Below are 18769 nucleotides of genomic sequence, written 5' to 3'. Positions count from 1 at the left end.
ATCCGGTTTACGGCCGCTAAATTAGTGGAGGATTTTTGATCCTGCTTTACTTTTTAGGCAAAAGCTGTTTTTTTGTTAGTGAACGATGCAATTTTCGGGTTGAAAATAATATTTGGGGTTATGACTGTTCTGTTCCCGTTATAACATATAATATTAAGAAGCGGAAAGAATATATTTTATAAGGAAGCAGGATATGCGAAACAATTCATTAAGCCGGGATGTTAATCTTCTTATTAATAAAAAGTTGGAAAATGAGATAGGGACAGATCTAATTTTCGTTTACAGTGAAATTATAGACTTTTACCAGTAAAAATCTGCCGTTTACCAAAAAACTAAATCATCATATCAGGAATGTACTAATTTTACACCCATCGAAGCAAAATGCTACGATTTAACCAGAGCTCAAGAAGCTTTACGATCCGTAATAATTCTCGCTATCATCCCCTGAAAAACTGCAAGCCGACCTTATCCAATTTAAAGCCAAAGGAACTTAAACTGCATTTTTATTGCGGTAAAAAATTTAAACGTATTTCTGAATCCTAAGGTCATGAAAAAAACAATATTGGTAATTGATGATAGTGCGCCGATCAGGTATCTGCTCGAAGCTATGTTAAGTAAGGAATATTCAGTAGTCTCTGCAGCTGATGGATTTTTAGCACTCGCCTGGTTGTCGAATGGCAACAGCGTAGATTGTATCGTTACTGATCTGCAAATGCCGAACATCAGCGGTTGGGAATTGTTGGATCATTTGTCCAGCAGCGTGCTGTATCGCGATATTCCTGTAGTAGTATTATCTGGAAATGTGGAAACCGACGCAACCGAATTAACAAATAAATACAGCAATGTATTTGCTTTCACCCGTAAACCTTTTGATCCTGTGCAATTGATGAAAACCGTAGGCGAAATTGTTGGTCGCCGGGTTGCTGCGGCTGTTTAATAAAAACATTTAACCCTGAAATTGAGTACCAATCCCGAGTATATGGATAAAATTACACCTACTTTAGATCACGTTGTCAGTGATACCGTAAAGAATGCGGGAGTGAGTAATGGAGCCATTGTGAAGGAGTTGAACACCGAGAAGATCGTATTGGTTGTAGGACGATTCCTGCAACGGATGCCGAGCGAACCGCACCTGAAGTTTATAATGGTAGATAATGTCGCAGATGCAGAAAATGTGCTGGCGGAAATGTGGCAGATCTATAACAAGGTCCCCTCTGCAATTATTTATCGTTACAACTATGGTTTTGAAACCGGCTTCCAGCAGTGGGAGGAATATTTCAAGATCCATCCCGGCAGGAAACAAGTACCGTTCTTCCTTTACATGGAAAAAGTGACTGGTAATCTATTATCAATAAAACAAAACCATCCTTTTATTGATGATATGATCTCCAAAGACACACTGGATACGCTCTCTGCAAAAATTGAGTTTGTAGGCCGCTTTAAAAAAATGCAGAACAACTGGGTGAAGGAAAAAAAAGATACCGAAACCCGGACTTACAAACAGCGGTGGAGCTATTTCCTGAAAAGGGCGTTTGACATAACTGCTGCGGGAACCCTGCTTATACTGGCCAGCCCTGTCATGCTGCTTATTGCCATTGCTATAAAGCTGGAGTCCAAAGGCAATATCTTTTACGCCTCTCCACGCGCCGGCAGGAACTATAAGGTGTTCAAGTTTTATAAATTCCGTACCATGGTGGCGGATGCGGATAAACAACTCAGCAAACTGAAACACCTGAACCAGTACGATTCGAAAGGCGACGGACCTACTTTCTATAAAGTATCAAATGATCCAAGGATCACCCGCCTGGGCAACTTCCTCCGTAATACCAGCCTGGATGAATTGCCGCAACTCTACAACGTGATAAAAGGAGATATGTCGCTGGTCGGCAACCGCCCTTTACCATTGTACGAGGCAACTACCCTGACAACCGATGAATGGGCGGCCCGATTCCTGGCGCCGGCCGGCATCACCGGGCTTTGGCAGATCAGTAAACGCGGAAAGAAAGAAATGTCGGTACAGGAAAGGATCGATCTCGATATCAACTATGCTAACCGCAACTCTTTCAGGTATGATATGTGGTTAATGATCAACACGCCAAAAGCGCTAATACAAAAAGATAACGTGTAATAATGCTACTGAACTTTGTTGCGATTGCCTTGTTTGCTTACCTCGCCAGCTGTATTGTATTCAACTTTATATTGAGCCTGGCCGGGAGAGTGACCAGACAACGCAAAACCGACTACACCGATACGAAAGAATTCAGCCGGATCGCCATCCTGGTACCAGCTTACAAAGAAGACAGCATCATCCTGTCGACCGCCCGCAGCTATGCTGCGCAAACATACCCTTCCACCCGTTATGAAGTTGTAGTGATCGCCGATTCGTTGCAGCCTGCAACGATCCGGCAATTGATTGCAGCCGGCACCAGGGTAATAGAAGTGGCTTTCGAAAAAAGTACCAAGGCTAAATCCCTGAATGCGGCTTTTGCACAACTGGAGGAAGATTTCGATATAGCGCTGATCTGTGACGCCGATAATGTACTGGGACCTGATTTCCTGCTGAAAGTAAATGCCGCTTACCGGAATGGAGAACATGCCATACAGGGTAGAAGAGTAGCAAAGAATATGGATAGTTCTTTTGCCGTATTGGATGCGGTAAATGAAATTATCGCCAATCATATTTACAGGAAAGGCGCCAACGCGCTGGGGCTTTCATCCTCGGTGATCGGTTCGGGCATGGCCTTCGATTTCAAACTGATCAAAGGCATACTTAACGAGATCCAGGCAACCGGTGGGTTCGACAAAGTGCTGCAGTTGCTGTTGATCGAAAAAGGATACAGCATTTACTACCTGGAAGACGCCTGCATTTACGACGAGAAGGTAGACAACCCGAATACTTTCGAAAATCAGCGCCGCCGCTGGGTATCGAGCCAGTTCGTATACCTTGCCACTTATTGGAAAAAAGGCTGGAAGCAATTATGGAAAGGGAACTTTAATTATTTCAACCTGGCTATCTGCCAGAATATTCTGTTACCTCGCATGATCTTACTGGCAGCAGTAACCCTTTCTACGGTAGCAGCCTGGTTCCTGCAGGAGTGGTTGTGGATCCCGTTCGCATACTGGCTGCTGATATGGGTTCTGAACATCCTTAGCCTGTTATTGCCCCTGCCGGCAGTTTTTTATACCCGCTATTTCTTCACGGCAGTAGCAGGTTTGCCAAGAGCGGTCTATATCATGGTGGCATTGGTGTTCAAACTGAAAGGCGCTAACAAAACATTTATTCATACCCAACATACAAAAACGGAGATAGATAATCCTTTATTAGATGCTGCAAGAAAATAAGTCATATTATCCCTTAGTGTCTGTCATCACGGTGAATTACAATAACACCGGGGTGACCTGCGCTTTGCTTGAGTCTTTAAAGCGGATCAGCTATCCCAATTTTGAAGTGATCATTGTGGACAATGCTTCAAAAGAGCGGCCCAATGAAGCTATAGAAGCCGTTTTTCCGGCGGCGAAGGTGATCAACAGCCCTGTTAACAGCGGGTTTGCCGGTGGCAATAATTTAGGGATCAAAGCTGCCAAAGGCAGTTTCCTGTTCCTGGTCAATAATGATACGGAGTTTACCGAAGGACTGATTGAAGGATTGCTGGAAATATTTGAACAGCACCCGGATGCAGGTATGGCCAGTCCTAAATTCCATTACTTCTTCCATAAAGGCACAATAGAATATGCCGGCTACAAGATCGTAGACCCATTGACAGGCCGCAACAGCATGATAGGCTGCGGCGAACAGGATAACGGGCAGTACGACCAGGTGTCGGTTACCAACTATGCTCATGGGGGCGCCATGATGATTCCCCGGCCGGTATTGGAGGATGTTGGATTGATGCCGGAAGTATTTTTCCTGTATTATGAAGAATTTGACTGGTGCGAGCAATTCAAACGCAAAGGCTATAAGATCTACTACCAGTATAAATCACTGATCTATCATAAAGAATCAATGACAACGGGGAAGAACAGCCCGTTGAAAACTTATTATATCACCAGGAATCGCCTGTTGTTCATGCGCAGGAACGTAAAGCTGCCGGCAAGGCTGTTCTTTATGACCTACTTCACCATGTTCACGGTTCCGAAAAATACGCTCCAGTTCCTGCTCAAACGTGAGTTTGTGCATCTGAAAGCGTTCTGGAACGCGATCTCCTGGAATCTCAGGCATTTAAAACCAACTGATGTATGTGCGGCATAGCTGGATTCATAGATTTCAATAAACGTGCAGACCTTAATGTGCTGCAACGTATGACCAATGTATTGGAACACCGGGGCCCCAACGACGCGGGTTACGAAGTGTTTGAAGACCAGGCTGCCTTAGTTGGTTTCGGCCAGCGCCGTTTATCGATCCAGGACCTCAGCAGTTCCGGCCATCAGCCTATGCACTTCAATCACCTGTCTATCCTCTTCAACGGGGAAGTATACAACTTTAAAGAGATCAGGAAGAAGCTGGAACAACTGGGATACGCTTTTCATTCAGGTACCGATACAGAAGTGCTGATCAAAGGTTATGATGCCTGGGGAATGAAAGTATTGGATCAGTGCATCGGGATGTTCGCTTTTGCGATATACGACCGCCGGGAGAGAAAAGTGATCCTCTGCCGCGACCGCGCAGGTGTGAAACCTTTGTATTATTACCGTGACAGCAATACCCTCCTCTTTGGCTCCGAACTGAAAAGCCTGTGTGAATTCCCTGGTTTCCGCAGGGATATTGACGTAAGCAGCATGTCGCTGTTCCTGCAGTTCAGCTATATACCCGGCCCATATACGATCTATAAGGATACGCATAAACTGCGGCCCGGCTATTATATTACCCTCGACCTGGCAAATAACAGCCTGCAGGAAACCTGCTACTGGAATGTGCTGGATCTTTACCGGCAGCCGCTGACAACGATGCCTGAACATGAGATCATCAACCAGACAGACCTGCTTTTGCAAAGCGCTTACAAATACAGGATGGTAGCCGATGTGCCGGTAGGGGTTTTCCTCAGCGGAGGGTACGACAGCGCAAGCGTAGCGGCTATCCTGCAATCGGGAGCCGGCAGCCGGATCAAAACTTTTTCCATAGGGTACAAAGAACAACAGTGGGACGAATCTGCAGAAGCAAGGAAGATAGCCAGGCACCTGGGAACCGACCATAACGAATGGATAGTTGGCCCTGAAGATGCCAAAGGCGTATTAGATCTGCTTCCGGAGATCTACGACGAACCCTTTGCCGACAATTCGACCGTGCCTACTACGCTGGTGAGCAAACTGGCCAGTCAGCAGGTTAAAGTGGCATTGTCGGGAGATGGGGGAGACGAGATCTTCGCAGGTTATAATAAATTCAACCAGTCTTTGTCCTATACTTCGCGTTTCCCGAGAGGAGTACAGAGCATGTTAAGCCATGCTATGGGATTGGTGAACCCCGCTTACATCCCGTATTTCAATAAACAGTACAACTTCACTTCCAGGTACGAGAAAATGAAGCTGATCTGGGCTTCCGGTCAATCTCCGCGCGCCCTGAAATACATCGCCCAGTACCTGACAGAGTCGGAAGTGCAACACTATATGGGGCAAACTGCCGCTGCTTATAAAACGAACTTTGACCTGAACGGGGAATTGAATGGAGTGAACGATGAATTGAACCGTTTGCTGGCAGTGGATTACAAAACCTTCCTGGTAGATAATAACCTGGTGAAGGTAGACAGGGCTACCATGTCTGTAGGTATCGAAGGTCGCGAACCGATGCTGGATCACCGCATTGTTGAGTTTATGGCAAAAGTGCCGGCATCATTGAAAACGAAGAACGGTATCAATAAATATATTCTGAAACAGGTAGTACACCGGTATATCCCGCCAGCGCTGATGGACAGGCCTAAACGTCCGTTTATCGCTCCTTTGCAGGTATGGTTCAGGGAGGAGTTGAAAGAAAAGATGCAGTATTACCTGTCTGCCGACCGGTTAGAAAAAACAGGGTTGCTGCACGGGCAAAACATTAATAAGCTGTTACAACGTTACCTGGCCGGCGAAAAGGTAAGTCACCAGAAGTTGTGGAATATCCTGGTGTTCCAGCTTTGGTATAACAGGTGGATAGAAAAATTATAGCATGTCAGCTCAAAGAAAGATAAGGGTTTTAGAAACGATCCGCCAGGGAAAGATAGGAGGAGGAGAAAGCCACGTGTTGGACCTGGTGGCGTCATTGGATAAATCGAATTTCGAAGCGGTAGTATTATCATTTACAGATGGACCTATGATCGCTGCTTTGCAGGCGATGAACATACCGGCCCATGTAATAGAAAGCGAGAAGGCGTTTGACATTTCTGTGTGGCTGAAAGTCCGCCAGTTCATTAAAGAACAGCAGATCGATATTGTGCATGTTCATGGAACAAGGGCGAACACTAACGTACTGTGGGCAGCGAGGAGTTTGAAACTTCCCGTTATCTACACCATCCATGGCTGGTCTTTCCATGAAGGGTTAAAACCTTTAATGAAAAAGGCGAGGATTGCGGCAGAGAAATTTATCACCCGCCGGGCGCAGGTAAATATCTGCGTATCTGATGCCAACAGGATGACAGGAAAAGAAGCTTTCGGGCAGTTCAAAGCCATTGTTATCAAGAATGGCGTGAACCTGGAAAAGTTCGATCACCAGGGGGAATATCCTGATCTGCGCGTCGCGTATCAGATACCGGCACATCACCTGGTAGCAGGTTACATTGCAAGAATGACCCTGCAGAAAGACCCGGTGACCATGATCAGGGGATTCGCGGAAGTATTGAAGGTATTCCCTGATATCACCCTGCTGGTGATAGGAGAAGGAGAATTGAAGAAGGTAGCTTTGGAAACCGCCAGGGAGCTGGGAATAGAAGAGAATATCCGTTTCGATAATTTCAGGAAAGACATTCCCGCTGTGCTGCAAGCTGTGGATATTTATTGCCTGCCGTCCCTTTGGGAAGGTTTCCCGATAGGAGTACTGGAGGCAATGGCAATGGGGAAGGCAGTAGTAGCGTCGGACGTCGACGGCACAAGAGAAGCGGTGCAGCACGAGGTGAATGGCCTGTTAATACCGGCCAGCGACCCGGCTGCCTTAGCTGAAGCAATAGTACGCTTATGTAAAGATGCGATCTTCAGGAAACGGTTGCAGGTAGGGGCCATCAATACAGTTCAGCGTCAATATACTATAACACAAATGACAAGGCAAATTGAAGCGGTTTATCACCAGCTTTACAAACAATAGTTTTACTTATGACACAGCCAGTAATCACATACGAATACGATCGTATCACAGATATCAAACGTCTGAATTTTATTACTGACAGCCTTAAAAAGGAGATCCCGGCCAATGGACGAGTGCTGGATGTAGGGTGTGGCAATGGGGTGATCAGCCGCCATCTCGGCCAGTTCGGCTACGAGGTGCTGGGTATTGATATCAGCCAGAAAACAATAGATGTAGCGCGCAGCAAAAATACCCTGCCAAATGTAAGGTTTGAGGCGATCAGCGCAGAGCAGTTGACAGCAATGGGCCAGCAATATGATGCCGTTATCTGCAGCGAAGTGCTGGAACACCTCGACAGGCCCGAAGTTTTGCTGAAAACTATTTATGCGTCGCTGAAAGATGAAGGCACTTTGATCGTAACAGTTCCTAACGGGATGGGCCCGCGCGAAGTGTGCGTTACCAAACCAATGCTGAAAGTGCGTAAAAGCCCTAAGCTGCAGTCGTTCATCCTTGGCGTTAAGAAAATGCTGGGTTACAAAGGTACTACGGTTCAGTCGCAGGCCGACAACCTCGACCACGTGCAATTCTTCACCCGCAAAGACCTGGAGCAGCTGGCCGATAATAATGCATTCAGGATCGTGAAGTTTGCGAAAACCAATTTTGTAGAAGATGTTTTCCCTTTTTCTATTATCACCAAACGGGTGAAAGCATTGCAGGCGTTCGACTGCCAGGTGGCGGAACTCCTGCCTTACAGCCTGACAGGAGGGTTTAATACCATCTGGAAGAAAGCGGGCAAATAAAGGAACCCGTTAAAAATAAAAATGTCCTTATCTTCTTTGGAGGAGATAAGGACATTTTGTTTATCTAACCTTTTATTTCTTTCGTAAACGCAGATCGGTGCTGTCTAACAACATTCGCTCCTCTGTTCGCGCTGCCGTAGTGAAAATAGACAACTGGGGAAAAATATAATATTTGGACTCGTCGTACACCAGCTCCTTTCCGTCGCTGAACTGGTACATGCCCCGTTCAAAATCCAGCACTGAAGGGAATAGCACGGAACCTCCTGATCTTTCACAAAGGTACCAGATGGGAAGAATTAGTATTCGCTTCTCCTTGTTCTTAGACATCAATAATTTCCAATTAATGTTTGCTGCAATTAATTTGGCAGGCAGCCCGGAAAGGGATGCGGGCGCTGAATAGGAGAGCAGGATACTATCTGCCTGGTATTGTTTGTTAAGAAAGATCTTTGCGTTGAGAATATAGGAGCAATCTTTACAAGCTTCCTGTTGCAGGAATTTCCTTTCCCTGCCAACTATGTTTCCCATTCTTATCCATTCTTTCTGTTCAGGTTTCATTTGTGCTGATAAAGAGAAGGAAATGGTTAATAGGCCAACTGTGACTAAAAATAGATTTCTCATAGTAATATTATTGGCAACCAGAAGGTGTTCCTTTACGTCCCTCTTGGTAATCTAGTACAGGAGCGATAAAATCACGAAATTTCTGGTCTTTGTTATTTAAGTCTTTTATCATATTTGATGACCACTGTATGGTAGATTGCAAACCTAGCCAGCCCAATGCTTCACTATCTGTTCTTGATAAGTTAGGGAATATTTCCTGTAATGCGTCTGCTATCTTGTCGGCATACTGAGCAGCCATCATTTCGTGCTGATTTACCCACGAGTTATCAAATAGAATTCCCTCTTGCCTTAAATAGGCGTGCAATGATTCGTGTAGGATAGTAGTTACAATAACTTCTTTAGGTTTTTTGGGAAGTTCATCAACATTCAGATTTATAAAAATTTCCCCGACTAGAGGACCAGATGAGTGTAATTGATCGGTAAATCGAAGGTGTGATTCTGTGTTATCATATTCTCCTAAAACTCCGGGAAGAAATGCACTACTGTGCTTTTCTCTGTAGATTACATCAATGTTAGAGTTGTTCCCACCAAACATGCCAACTACAACAGTTTTAATCAGGTTTGTAAGTTTCCCATCTAATGCCAAATCAAATGCTTGTTGCAGACATGGATTATCTAAGTCGCATACAAGTGTAGTCACTTTGCTTGGTTCTGGGTCAGCAGAATTGTTAGGATCTTCATCCCATGGCTCCTCATCGTCTATGCCTCCAGGGCCGGGACCGCCCCCAGGTGTACCTCCTCCGCCGCCAATTCCACCATCCCATGGTGGCGGAAGTGTACCTCCGCCATCACCTGATCCATCCTCTCGGCATACAGAGTAACCATAAACTGTAAATACACCGTCGGCATCCACATAGGTGTCTTGTAAATAGACACAGTCTCTTGTAGCCTGTGCAGACTCTTTATACGCCTTTTCGTTCTGAAATGTTCTAAAACTTGCACTGTATTTTCTTTTGCCCTTTACATAATAATTTCCATATTGGAAATTCATGTTCAGGTCATATCTGCCAGATAAACCTGTAAAATTTGATGGCCGGAAAGCATAATGATACTTACTGTACATAGGTTCAGCAATAATAACCAGCAAATGTCCCTTAAAACCAGTCTGCGTTTTGGAAATAACAATCTTTCTGATGCTTTTACTACCATTGTTAAGGCCATTTTTGAAAGGATAGGAGACGGTAATAGTTAATGTATTACTGCTGTCTTTTAGAATTTTGGCTTGATCCCAATTCGGTTCGCCAGTTGTATGCGGTACTGCTGCGTACCATTTTTTTGCATCCTCGATCAGATCATCTTGGGCTTTCGGTAAAGAATATTCCTTTAAACAGGAAGATAGACAAGTGATGATTACACATAGGCCATAGGCCAACAAAGTTCGGTTAATCTTAAACATTCAAAATGAGGGTTTACGGGTTAAACCTATAAAAACGGAATCTGCTAACAAGATAGTTTAATTTATCGGAAGATTATATTTTTTGATTGAGAAATGAGCATTGAAAAAGGTCAATCTCTGGCTTCGGAACTTGCCCATATGCAACAAGCATCAGGATTAAGATGTTAAATGACACTGTTGCCTGTCCATCTCCGTATCCAACTTATCCATCAATTCTCCCGACAAATGAAAATCGAATTTCCTGGCAAATGGTTTTCCTGACTGTAATAAGGCATTATAGTCTTCCATCCGGAAAGTTTTCGGATTGGCAAGGCCGGCCGACCAGTCGATATAATGAAGATTGTCTTTAGTGATCTGTTCCCTGTATTTGCTGTTCATCAAAATAGTCTGGAAAATAAATTCATCAGCGCCCCAGGTCAGCTTGAAATAGCGGCGGAGTAAAGGATGTGATCTTTCGTATTGAATGCAATATTCCACGCAGTCCTGTGTCAGCGTCCACCAGGCGGAGCCGCAGTAGAGTTTCAGGCGGTAAGGCGCTTTTCTTCTGGGCAATAATTTAGTGAGAAGTTTACCGAATTTATATTTGCCGGGGAAGTTATATTCCACGAAATGATACTCGTTCATTTTAGTCATCATCGGAGCCAGGGCTTCATCGCTGATCACGTCCATGAACTGGGTATGAGAAGATACATTGCAAAGGAAGTCGTAGATCTCTTCTATTGGCTTCAGGGTATAGTCCTGGCCGCTCATCAAAGTGATGTAGGCGTATTGTTGCCCTGCTGCCAGCACCGCTTCCATGCTGTTAATGGATGCCTGTATGATACCCCAGCCAGCCCAGGTTACATTGGCCCTTTTTGGTACAATGAACACATTGGGCAAATGAAACAGGCTTTCCCAGTCTGCAATGTTGCACTTGGAATCGATATGCAGGAAGCAGTCGACCTGCGGATGATGAAGTTTATCGATCAGCCTCCTGACCTGTGCCGGGTGTTTATGCGCCTGGATGATAAAAGCTAATCTTTTCGGGGAACTATTCGGCTGCATAGTGTTTGTTTCTGAGTTTATTAATTAAGGTTATGCATTCCTGCCAGCCATATACACAGATTTCGCGAATGCTAACTTTCAGGTATTTCTTTATAAAATAATAACCGAAAGCGGCGGCAAATACTACGTTCAGGAGAGAAGAAAAAGCAACGGAACGGATGTCGTTGAAGAAATATACGAACAGCAGGTCGCACGCTACGTTGAGCACCAATTTAAGTATATTTTTATAAAGGTTCACTGCTGGTTTGTTGATCATATCCAGGGTTACGCCTATAAAACGGTCGATAGGCCAGAGGATGGCGGAGAAGAGGAAGATCCTCACTACATCTGTGGCGCCCAGGTAAGCCTTATCGGCCAGGATGATGATCAATGGTTTGGTAAGGATGATCAGTCCCAAAATGAATGGGATGATCAGGATGCTTACCGTTCCTGTATACCTGCAGAAAGCCCGGGCAACTGCCGCATAGTCTTTCCTGTTGGCGGCAGCCGAAAGGGTAGGTTGTGCAGTAGCAACAAAGCTCCTTAAAATGATCTCTATCACTTCCATGAATTTCTGAGGAATGCTGTAGATGGCTACAGCAGCGGGATTCATCATGGTCCTGATCACGAGGTTGTCTGAATAACTGATAAGGGAAGAAGAAACCATACTGCCAACTACCAGTCTTCCAAACCGGAAAAGCTCCATCCCATGTTCCTTGGTTTTAAATGCCAGGGAACGAACGCCCGTCCATTTTGCCAGCAGGGAATATATGCTTGCCAGCGCCATGGATGCGGCAAAAGCATAAAGCACCGACTGGATGGTTAAGGCATGCGCCAGGTATAACACACCAAGGAAGACAAGAAAAGAACCGTTCTGCACCAGGCGGATCTTCACAATATTATCAAAACGATGTTCGGCTTGCAAAACCCAGGTTGCAAAGTTCCAGGGTAACGACAATAAAGTAACGATGCCTATCCATTGCAGGAAGAAATGCCAGGTATCATTAAACTTTTCATAAGCGACAAAATATACCAAAGCGCCCAACACTACATAACTCAATGTCAGGATCAGGCTTATATACCAGGCGGCCCCAATTACTTTCTTTGCAGTAGGCATTTCCACGCCTGCGTAGAATTTGATGATACCTGACTGCAATAATCCTGTACGGATCTGGTCCAGTATATTATAGGTAGCAATGAACAATACCCACTCTCCAAAATCGGGTATGGATAGTACGCGAACCAGTAAGGCAAACGACAATACATTAAAGAATGCTGTCACCAGGTTACCCAGGAACGAATGAAAATGCCGGTTGCGAAACGTCGCCATGAAGTTTAAAGCCATGAATCAACAATTAATTCAAATCAAATTGCTAAATGTTGGTTCTTAAGAGGATATAGATAAAGTGAAGATGGCAGGGGTAAATTAAATTCTTTTACAGCCTGCGTGGCTTAGGTTAAAATTCGGCTGCAATATAGTTCTTTTGTCGTAATTATTTAACACCCTCCAGCTTTATATTATTAAATATTAAAAAATAGAGAGTTATGAATCTGTTTAAAAGATAATTTATTATTAAAAATAATACATATAAATTTTTTTCTTCATTTGTTTATTAAAAGTTTTCTATATTCGGGCATCTGATTATTGCTGACACATGAGCTGAAAGACCGTCTGAACGTCCCCTGGAAAACGCAATAAAAGAACCATTTTTTACGAAAAGCCTAGTCGTCTGGTGAAACAATTTTACACTCCTGTAAGGTTGCTCCTTGCATACCTTATAACCTTATTTATCACAATACCGGCCCTTGCTCAGCAGGTGCCCGTTACCTTACCGCCGAATACCGTTAATAATGTTGCCGGGTATTATGAAGCCCTCCAGCAGGGGTATAATGATAATACCAGCAAAACTTACCCGCTCATCGTGTTTATGCATGGAGTGGGAGAGCTGCAGTATGATGCCGACAACAAACCACCCAGGCCTATGTCTGTGGTGCTAAGGAACGGCATACCTAACCTGATAGAAAGGAACCTGTTTCCTGCTTCCTTTTCCTATAAAGGACAGGACTTTTCGTTTATAGTGATCAGTCCACAGTTTATCAGGTGGCCGGGCGCCGATGATGCCAATAAACTGGTAGCCTACCTGAAAACAAAATACAGGATCGATGAGAACAGGATCTATATCACCGGTTTAAGCATGGGTGGAGGAGTAGCCTGGGGCGCTATTTCCGAAAATGCTGAAAAAGCAAAACAATATGCCGCTGCGGCAATGGTTTGCGGGGCCTATAACCCCAACGACAGGCCCGAACTGGCAGGCGTGATCGCTGCTAACAATACTCCTGTCTGGGCTTTTCATAACAGGACAGATCCCACAGTAGACCCTAATTTCTCCATCACCTGGGTAAAGAAGATCAATTCTTCTGTTCCAGCCCCCAACCCGCTGGCGAAACTTACCCTTTTTCAGCAGGACGGGCACAATGCCTGGGATTCTGCCTATAATCCGAAATACAAAGATCCTGTTACAGGACTTAACGTATATGAGTGGATGTTATCCTACTCTAAAGGCGCCACCGTTCCGCCTCCGCCAACCGGTAATAAAAAGATCATCGTAAAACCCAGCAGCAATGGCAACCAGATCTACTACAACGATGCCATGAACCAACTGAAGGTTTCGCCCGGCGATACCCTTTGCATTCCGGCTGGCGACTACGATTACATACAGTTCGGCAAACTTGCCGGAACAGCGGATAAACCCATCGTGATCATGAACTGCGGAGGCCTGGTAAGGGTAGGCGTTAACAGCACCGCTACAGCCGCATCTTTCGTGTTTTCTACCTGTAGTTATTTCAAACTGGAAGGAACAGGCGATCCATCCCTTAAATACGGGTTCGATATCAACGGAACCAATAAACAGGGCGAAAAAATGTTCGGTCTTTTCTTCGGCGACGGCACCACCGATATGGAAGTACACCACGCTTTCGTTCACGATGCCAGCATGTTCGTACAGGCAAAAACGTTACAATCCTGCTCCCATCCCGAATGGTGGGAGGCTTCCTTCGTAATGCGGAACGTAAAGATCCACGACCTTTTATGCCGGAACTCTACCTGGGAAGGCTTTTATATCGGCAACACCCATTACCTGTACACCAATGGCGGGTGTACAGACATGAAATCCCATCACATCGAGAACCTGGAAGTTTATAATAATGACCTGGAAAACATGGGTAGCGATGGGATACAGATCGCCATGGCCGACCTGGGCGACAATAAAGTATACAATAACCGGGTAGTGAACTATGCGATCGCCAGGAATGGCCCCCATGGTTATGGTATCATGAGTGGCGGCGGCAGCACCCTGAAGATCTACAATAACCGGATCGACAAAGGCTATAACCCCGGCATCCAGATATTCGGAAGCGGTATCAACTACGTTTACAATAACGTGGTTTCCAACATCACTTACGAAGGTATCAACGTGATCGACAAACTTGTTTTTCAACCAGCTACAGGTTATATATATAATAATACCGTTTATAACACGGGTTCCAATGGTTTAAAGATCTATGCGGACCTCACCACGATAGGGCACAAGGTCTATAATAACATCGTGATTGCCCCCGGCACACAGTGGGACTACCCCCAATCCGGTTACTACATCAAAGGTTCGACCCCTGTTAAATTCGATTTCGCCAATAACCTCAGTTATAAAACCCCCGAGGAAGCCGGGCTTGCAGACGCTGCACACGGTAATTTCCGTTTGCTGTCAGGCAGTAAAGCGATCGATGCAGGCCGCGATATGTCGGATATGCCTATGGGTAAAGACCTGGACAATACCAGCAGACCTCAGAACGGCAAATACGATATAGGCGCTTATGAGTACCTGACAGGAAGCAGGAAAGATCCGGTTGCCAATGCCGGCGCCGATATCTACATTTCCGCTCCTGCATCATCCGCAACCCTGGATGGTTCCGGTTCTACCGGTACTGACGGAACCATAACCTCCTGGTCCTGGAAAATGCTTAGCGGTCCTTCAGGCAGCGCAATTGCAGACCCGGGCGGTAAACAAACCAGCCTTTCCGGCCTGGTTCCCGGCGCCTATGTATACCAGTTAACGGTTACAGACAGCAATGGAAAAACAGCGTCCGACGAAGTAAGCGTTTTTGTATTGCCGGGCGAGCCGCGTTTGCCTGTAGTGAAAATGCCATCCAATACTACTATTACTCTCCCTAATAATTCCTTCCAACTCGATGGCAGCAGCTCTTACGATCCTGATGGCGTGATCGTCAGCTACGAATGGACCAAGAAAAGTGGTCCGGTTGCCGCCAGCATCGGCGACCCGACTTCTGCCAACACTACTGTAAGCGGTCTGACAGAAGGCGTATATGTATTTGAGTTGACAGTGACCAACAGTGCAGGTACAAAAGCCAGTGCAACCGTGACCGTTACCGTACAGGACCCTGCCAGCGCCAACAAACCGCCGGTAGCCAATGCAGGGGTAAACATCACGATCACGCTTCCGGTTAATTCTGTGACCTTGGATGGCAGCGCCTCCACAGACCCTGATGGCACTATTGCTTCCTGGAGCTGGGCTAAAGTGAGCGGACCCGCTTCCGGCAACATCGTCAGCGCAACCACAGCAAAAACAAATGTCACCAATCTTATTGAGGGTACATATGTATACGAGTTAACAGTTACAGATAATAAAGGAGCCAAAGCGGCTGCCAGGGTTACCGTTACTGTGTTGCCCGCTCCTCCGAACAAGGCGCCTATCGCCAATGCAGGAAGCAACATCACTGTTACCCTGCCTTCGAACTCGGCAACCCTGGATGGAACGGCATCTAAAGACCAGGACGGAAGTATTGAAAAATGGAGTTGGGTGAAACTGAGCGGTCCAAACGGCGGCGATATCACCAATGCCGCTTCGAGCAAAACCACTATCACCAACCTGTCTGTAGGTACCTATGTTTACCAACTCACAGTAACCGATAATAACAATGCTACTTCCAGCGCAACGGTGAAGGTAACAGTACTGGCGCCGCCAAATAAACCGCCTGTTGCCAACGCAGGTTCCAATATCACCATCACCCTGCCTGTGAACACGGCGAACCTGGATGGTTCGGCATCTTCCGATCCTGATGGCAGCATCAGCAAATGGAGTTGGGTGAAGGTGAGCGGCCCGGCCGGCGGAAATATTTCCAGCGCCGGCTCAGCTAAAACAGCGATCACTGGTCTGCAACAAGGCGCCTATGTGTACCAACTAACGGTAACGGATAACAGTAATGAAAGTGCAAGCGCCACTGTAACGGTAACTGTATTGCCTGAAGCGCCTAAGAACCAGCCGCCTGTTGCCAACGCAGGAGCCGATATCACCATTACCCTGCCTGTGAACACTACGAACCTGGATGGTTCGGCATCTTCCGACCCTGATGGCAGCATCAGCAAATGGAGTTGGGTAAAGGTAAGCGGTCCGGCCGGCGGAAATATTTCCAGCGCCGGCTCAGCTAAAACAGCGATCACCGGTCTGCAACAAGGCGCCTATGTGTACCAGCTAACGGTAACGGATAACAGTAATGAAAGCGCAAGCGCCACTGTAACGGTAACTGTATTGCCTGAAGTACCTAAGAACCAGCCGCCTGTTGCCAATGCAGGAGCCGATATCACGATTACATTGCCTGTGAACACAGCGTCGTTGAACGGCAGCGCATCATCAGATCCTGATGGCAGCATCGCCACCTGGCAATGGACAAAAGTAAGCGGTCCGGCCGGCGGCGCTATAACTGCGGCCACTTCTTCCACGACTTCCATTACCGGCCTGGTAGAAGGAACATATATATATGAACTGAAAGTGGCGGACGATAAGGGAGCTACGGCAACTGCCCGTGTAACCGTTACCGTTTTAAAGGCCCCGGTAACAGGTAAACCACCGGTTGCTGTGGCGGGCGAGGATGTAGTTATCGACCTGCCTGTCAACATCGCCATATTGGATGGCGGACTGTCCTACGATCCCGATGGTACCATCGTTGGCTGGAAATGGAACCAGCTAAGCGGACCTGCAGACGCCAATATTATTGGCGGAACTAACCAGGTAGCTTCCGCGGGAGGTCTGAAGAAAGGAGAATATGTATTCCAGCTTACGGTAACAGACAACGACGGCATGACTGGATCGGCGACCAAGAGGGTGACAGTGAAAGATCCGACTGATGGACATGAAAGCCAGGATTCATTAAAAGTATCGCTTTATCCTAACCTGCTGGTAGGAGGGGCCAAAGCCCGCCTGGTGATCACCAACCGCGAACTGAAAACAGCACAGATAACCATCTATAACAGCCAGGGCGTATCGGTATCCGTACAACAGGTACCGCTGACCAGCGGCGTATATACTACCGATATTTCAGGCGCTCCGCTTGGCAATGGCATCTACTACGTGGAAGTACGGGGCGACGCCGGTTATAAATGGGTAGGAAGGTTAGTGAAAATGTAATTACCTGGATTCAAAAGCTTCAATTGCTTCATACAGCGCGGCAGCAGAACTTTCCCAGGTATGCGAAAGCGCAAACGCTCTTCTGTAAGCAGCCCGCTCAGGCGTTTGGTCGCCAAGCGCCAGGGTGAGCTGCTGCAGGTAGCTCTCCAGGTCTTCGGCCAGGTATACATGGTTCTCGAACAGCTGCATGGTTGGCGTACGTGTAGCCACTACCGGTTTCCCCATCGCCAGGTATTCATCTACTTTCAAAGGGTAATTGCCGATCGTCAGGTCATTCACCAGTTGCGGGTTAATGCAAACATCAAAGTGTTGCACAAAAGCAGGCAATTGTTGCATCGGTTTCCCACCGGTGAAACGGACATTCGATAGCCGGTGCAATTCCGATCCGCTGAAAGCCTCATCTTCATACCCTACAAACACAAACTGCCATTCTGGTCTGGCTTTTGCTAAATTTACGAGCAGAGGAATATCGAGCCGCCAACTTGTTAACGCCCCAACATACCCGATTATCGGAGCTGTAATATCGGCGATCTCGGCTGGCCGCTCCGCTTTCACTGAAGGATCAAACAACGCCAGGTTGCAACCCTGACCGATATAATAACTGTTAGGGTTATACTGTTTCAGGCGGTCTGCCAGGTAAATGGAATTGGCTACGCCAACATCAGCTTTGGCTATATGTTTGGGTTCAATAGCGGTACCGTGCTTCTTCCAGTAATCGACCGCCACAACATAATCCCGGCTGTAATAAACATATACATTGGGTTTCAGGTAGTCTTTAAGGTAAAAACTCCTGAATATATCGTTGTCGTTGAACAAGATGATATTGGAGAATCCCAGTTCCCGGATGGCCGTCCTGATATTGCTGGCAAACCGTTTACTGTTGATCTTATTAAAGAACCCGAAAAGCGGGGTGCTTGGCAACCAGTTGATAGATTCAATAACAGAAGTGGGATAGAGGTTCCACATATTGGGAGCTATCTGAACAAGGGAAGGCGATTCTCCCTTGATGATAGCTTTATGATGCAGGATATCTTCTTCTTTGTTCTGGAGCAATGTCCGCCTGTCGAGGGGCGTATTCACATACAATACGCGGTTATGTTTCGCAAACTCCAGGGCCAGGCTCTTGCAGTTGCTGCCTATTTTAGTATACCAGGGCTGTAAACCCACAATGACGATATCGCGGTCGTGAATTGACATAACAGATCAA

General features: G+C 46.3%; 13 protein-coding genes. 8 read left to right on the top strand and 5 right to left on the bottom strand.

The annotated features are described in order from the left end of the window. Positions 1–547: 547 nt before the first annotated feature. Genes BLV62_RS12560 through BLV62_RS12530 form a run of 7 tightly spaced genes read left to right on the top strand, consistent with a single transcriptional unit; the run spans position 548 to position 8046 of the window. Positions 548–937 (top strand): response regulator, encoded by a 390-nt coding sequence (locus BLV62_RS12560; protein ID WP_089762113.1) that lies wholly within the window; start codon positions 548–550, stop codon positions 935–937. 42 nt (positions 938–979) lie between these two features. After that, complete coding sequence (locus BLV62_RS12555) at positions 980–2128, top strand: sugar transferase (RefSeq protein WP_225889530.1); 1149 nt, start codon at positions 980–982, stop codon at positions 2126–2128. Positions 2129–2130: 2 nt separating this feature from the next. Next, the gene (locus BLV62_RS12550; RefSeq protein WP_089762111.1) at positions 2131–3342 is read left to right on the top strand and encodes a glycosyltransferase family 2 protein; all 1212 of its coding nucleotides are present in this window, start codon (positions 2131–2133) and stop codon (positions 3340–3342) included. Further along, entirely contained in the window at positions 3326–4249 is a 924-nt protein-coding gene (locus tag BLV62_RS12545; RefSeq protein ID WP_089762109.1) for a glycosyltransferase family 2 protein, read from the top strand. Before BLV62_RS12550 ends, BLV62_RS12545 begins: the two co-directional genes overlap by 17 nt. Then, complete coding sequence (gene asnB / locus BLV62_RS12540; RefSeq protein WP_089762108.1) at positions 4237–6138, top strand: asparagine synthase (glutamine-hydrolyzing); 1902 nt, start codon at positions 4237–4239, stop codon at positions 6136–6138. Before BLV62_RS12545 ends, asnB begins: the two co-directional genes overlap by 13 nt. Position 6139: 1 nt before the next feature. Then, complete coding sequence (locus tag BLV62_RS12535) at positions 6140–7267, top strand: glycosyltransferase family 4 protein (protein WP_089762106.1); 1128 nt, start codon at positions 6140–6142, stop codon at positions 7265–7267. Between the two features lie 8 nt (positions 7268–7275). Further along, a complete protein-coding gene (locus tag BLV62_RS12530; RefSeq protein ID WP_089762104.1) occupies positions 7276–8046 on the top strand; it encodes a class I SAM-dependent methyltransferase in 771 nt (256 codons plus the stop codon). Between the two features lie 72 nt (positions 8047–8118). Here BLV62_RS12530 and BLV62_RS12525 read toward each other — a convergent pair whose 3' ends face one another. The 4 genes from BLV62_RS12525 to BLV62_RS12510 form a co-directional block, all read right to left on the bottom strand. Further along, a complete protein-coding gene (locus BLV62_RS12525; RefSeq protein WP_139170135.1) occupies positions 8119–8664 on the bottom strand; it encodes a hypothetical protein in 546 nt (181 codons plus the stop codon). Between the two features lie 7 nt (positions 8665–8671). Continuing rightward, complete coding sequence (locus BLV62_RS12520) at positions 8672–10060, bottom strand: hypothetical protein (protein WP_089762100.1); 1389 nt, start codon at positions 10058–10060, stop codon at positions 8672–8674. 156 nt (positions 10061–10216) lie between these two features. Then, on the bottom strand, positions 10217–11104 hold the full coding sequence (locus BLV62_RS12515; protein WP_089762098.1) for a beta-1,6-N-acetylglucosaminyltransferase: 888 nt from the start codon (positions 11102–11104) through the stop codon (positions 10217–10219). After that, positions 11091–12428, bottom strand: coding sequence for a lipopolysaccharide biosynthesis protein (locus tag BLV62_RS12510; RefSeq protein WP_089762097.1), 1338 nt, complete (start codon positions 12426–12428; stop codon positions 11091–11093). Before BLV62_RS12510 ends, BLV62_RS12515 begins: the two co-directional genes overlap by 14 nt. Positions 12429–12816: 388 nt before the next feature. On the opposite strand from BLV62_RS12510, the gene BLV62_RS12505 reads away from it, so the two are divergent. Then, positions 12817–17562, top strand: a complete 4746-nt coding sequence (locus tag BLV62_RS12505) for a PKD domain-containing protein (RefSeq protein ID WP_089762096.1) — start codon at positions 12817–12819, stop codon at positions 17560–17562. Here the strand turns inward: BLV62_RS12505 and BLV62_RS12500 are convergent, their stop codons facing one another. Further along, complete coding sequence (locus tag BLV62_RS12500) at positions 17563–18759, bottom strand: glycosyltransferase (RefSeq protein WP_089762094.1); 1197 nt, start codon at positions 18757–18759, stop codon at positions 17563–17565. Positions 18760–18769: the final 10 nt, after the last annotated feature.

Origin of the sequence: Chitinophaga terrae (ex Kim and Jung 2007) (assembly GCF_900107795.1) — a bacterium.
Taxonomy (GTDB): Bacteria; Bacteroidota; Bacteroidia; order Chitinophagales; family Chitinophagaceae; genus Chitinophaga; species Chitinophaga terrae.
Note: the sequence above shows the minus strand (reverse complement) of the source record. Positions and strands in the feature narration are given on the sequence as shown.

What these genes read in the sequence shown, in the direction of transcription:
- BLV62_RS12560 (WP_089762113.1), top strand. Translation starts at nt 548, where the DNA reads ATGAAAAAAACAATATTGGTAATTGATGATAGTGCGCCGATCAGGTAT.
- BLV62_RS12555 (WP_225889530.1), top strand. Translation starts at nt 980, where the DNA reads ATGGATAAAATTACACCTACTTTAGATCACGTTGTCAGTGATACCGTA.
- BLV62_RS12550 (WP_089762111.1), top strand. Translation starts at nt 2,131, where the DNA reads ATGCTACTGAACTTTGTTGCGATTGCCTTGTTTGCTTACCTCGCCAGC.
- BLV62_RS12545 (WP_089762109.1), top strand. Translation starts at nt 3,326, where the DNA reads ATGCTGCAAGAAAATAAGTCATATTATCCCTTAGTGTCTGTCATCACG.
- asnB (WP_089762108.1), top strand. Translation starts at nt 4,237, where the DNA reads ATGTGCGGCATAGCTGGATTCATAGATTTCAATAAACGTGCAGACCTT.
- BLV62_RS12535 (WP_089762106.1), top strand. Translation starts at nt 6,140, where the DNA reads ATGTCAGCTCAAAGAAAGATAAGGGTTTTAGAAACGATCCGCCAGGGA.
- BLV62_RS12530 (WP_089762104.1), top strand. Translation starts at nt 7,276, where the DNA reads ATGACACAGCCAGTAATCACATACGAATACGATCGTATCACAGATATC.
- BLV62_RS12525 (WP_139170135.1), bottom strand. Translation starts at nt 8,664, where the DNA reads ATGAGAAATCTATTTTTAGTCACAGTTGGCCTATTAACCATTTCCTTC.
- BLV62_RS12520 (WP_089762100.1), bottom strand. Translation starts at nt 10,060, where the DNA reads ATGTTTAAGATTAACCGAACTTTGTTGGCCTATGGCCTATGTGTAATC.
- BLV62_RS12515 (WP_089762098.1), bottom strand. Translation starts at nt 11,104, where the DNA reads ATGCAGCCGAATAGTTCCCCGAAAAGATTAGCTTTTATCATCCAGGCG.
- BLV62_RS12510 (WP_089762097.1), bottom strand. Translation starts at nt 12,428, where the DNA reads ATGGCTTTAAACTTCATGGCGACGTTTCGCAACCGGCATTTTCATTCG.
- BLV62_RS12500 (WP_089762094.1), bottom strand. Translation starts at nt 18,759, where the DNA reads ATGTCAATTCACGACCGCGATATCGTCATTGTGGGTTTACAGCCCTGG.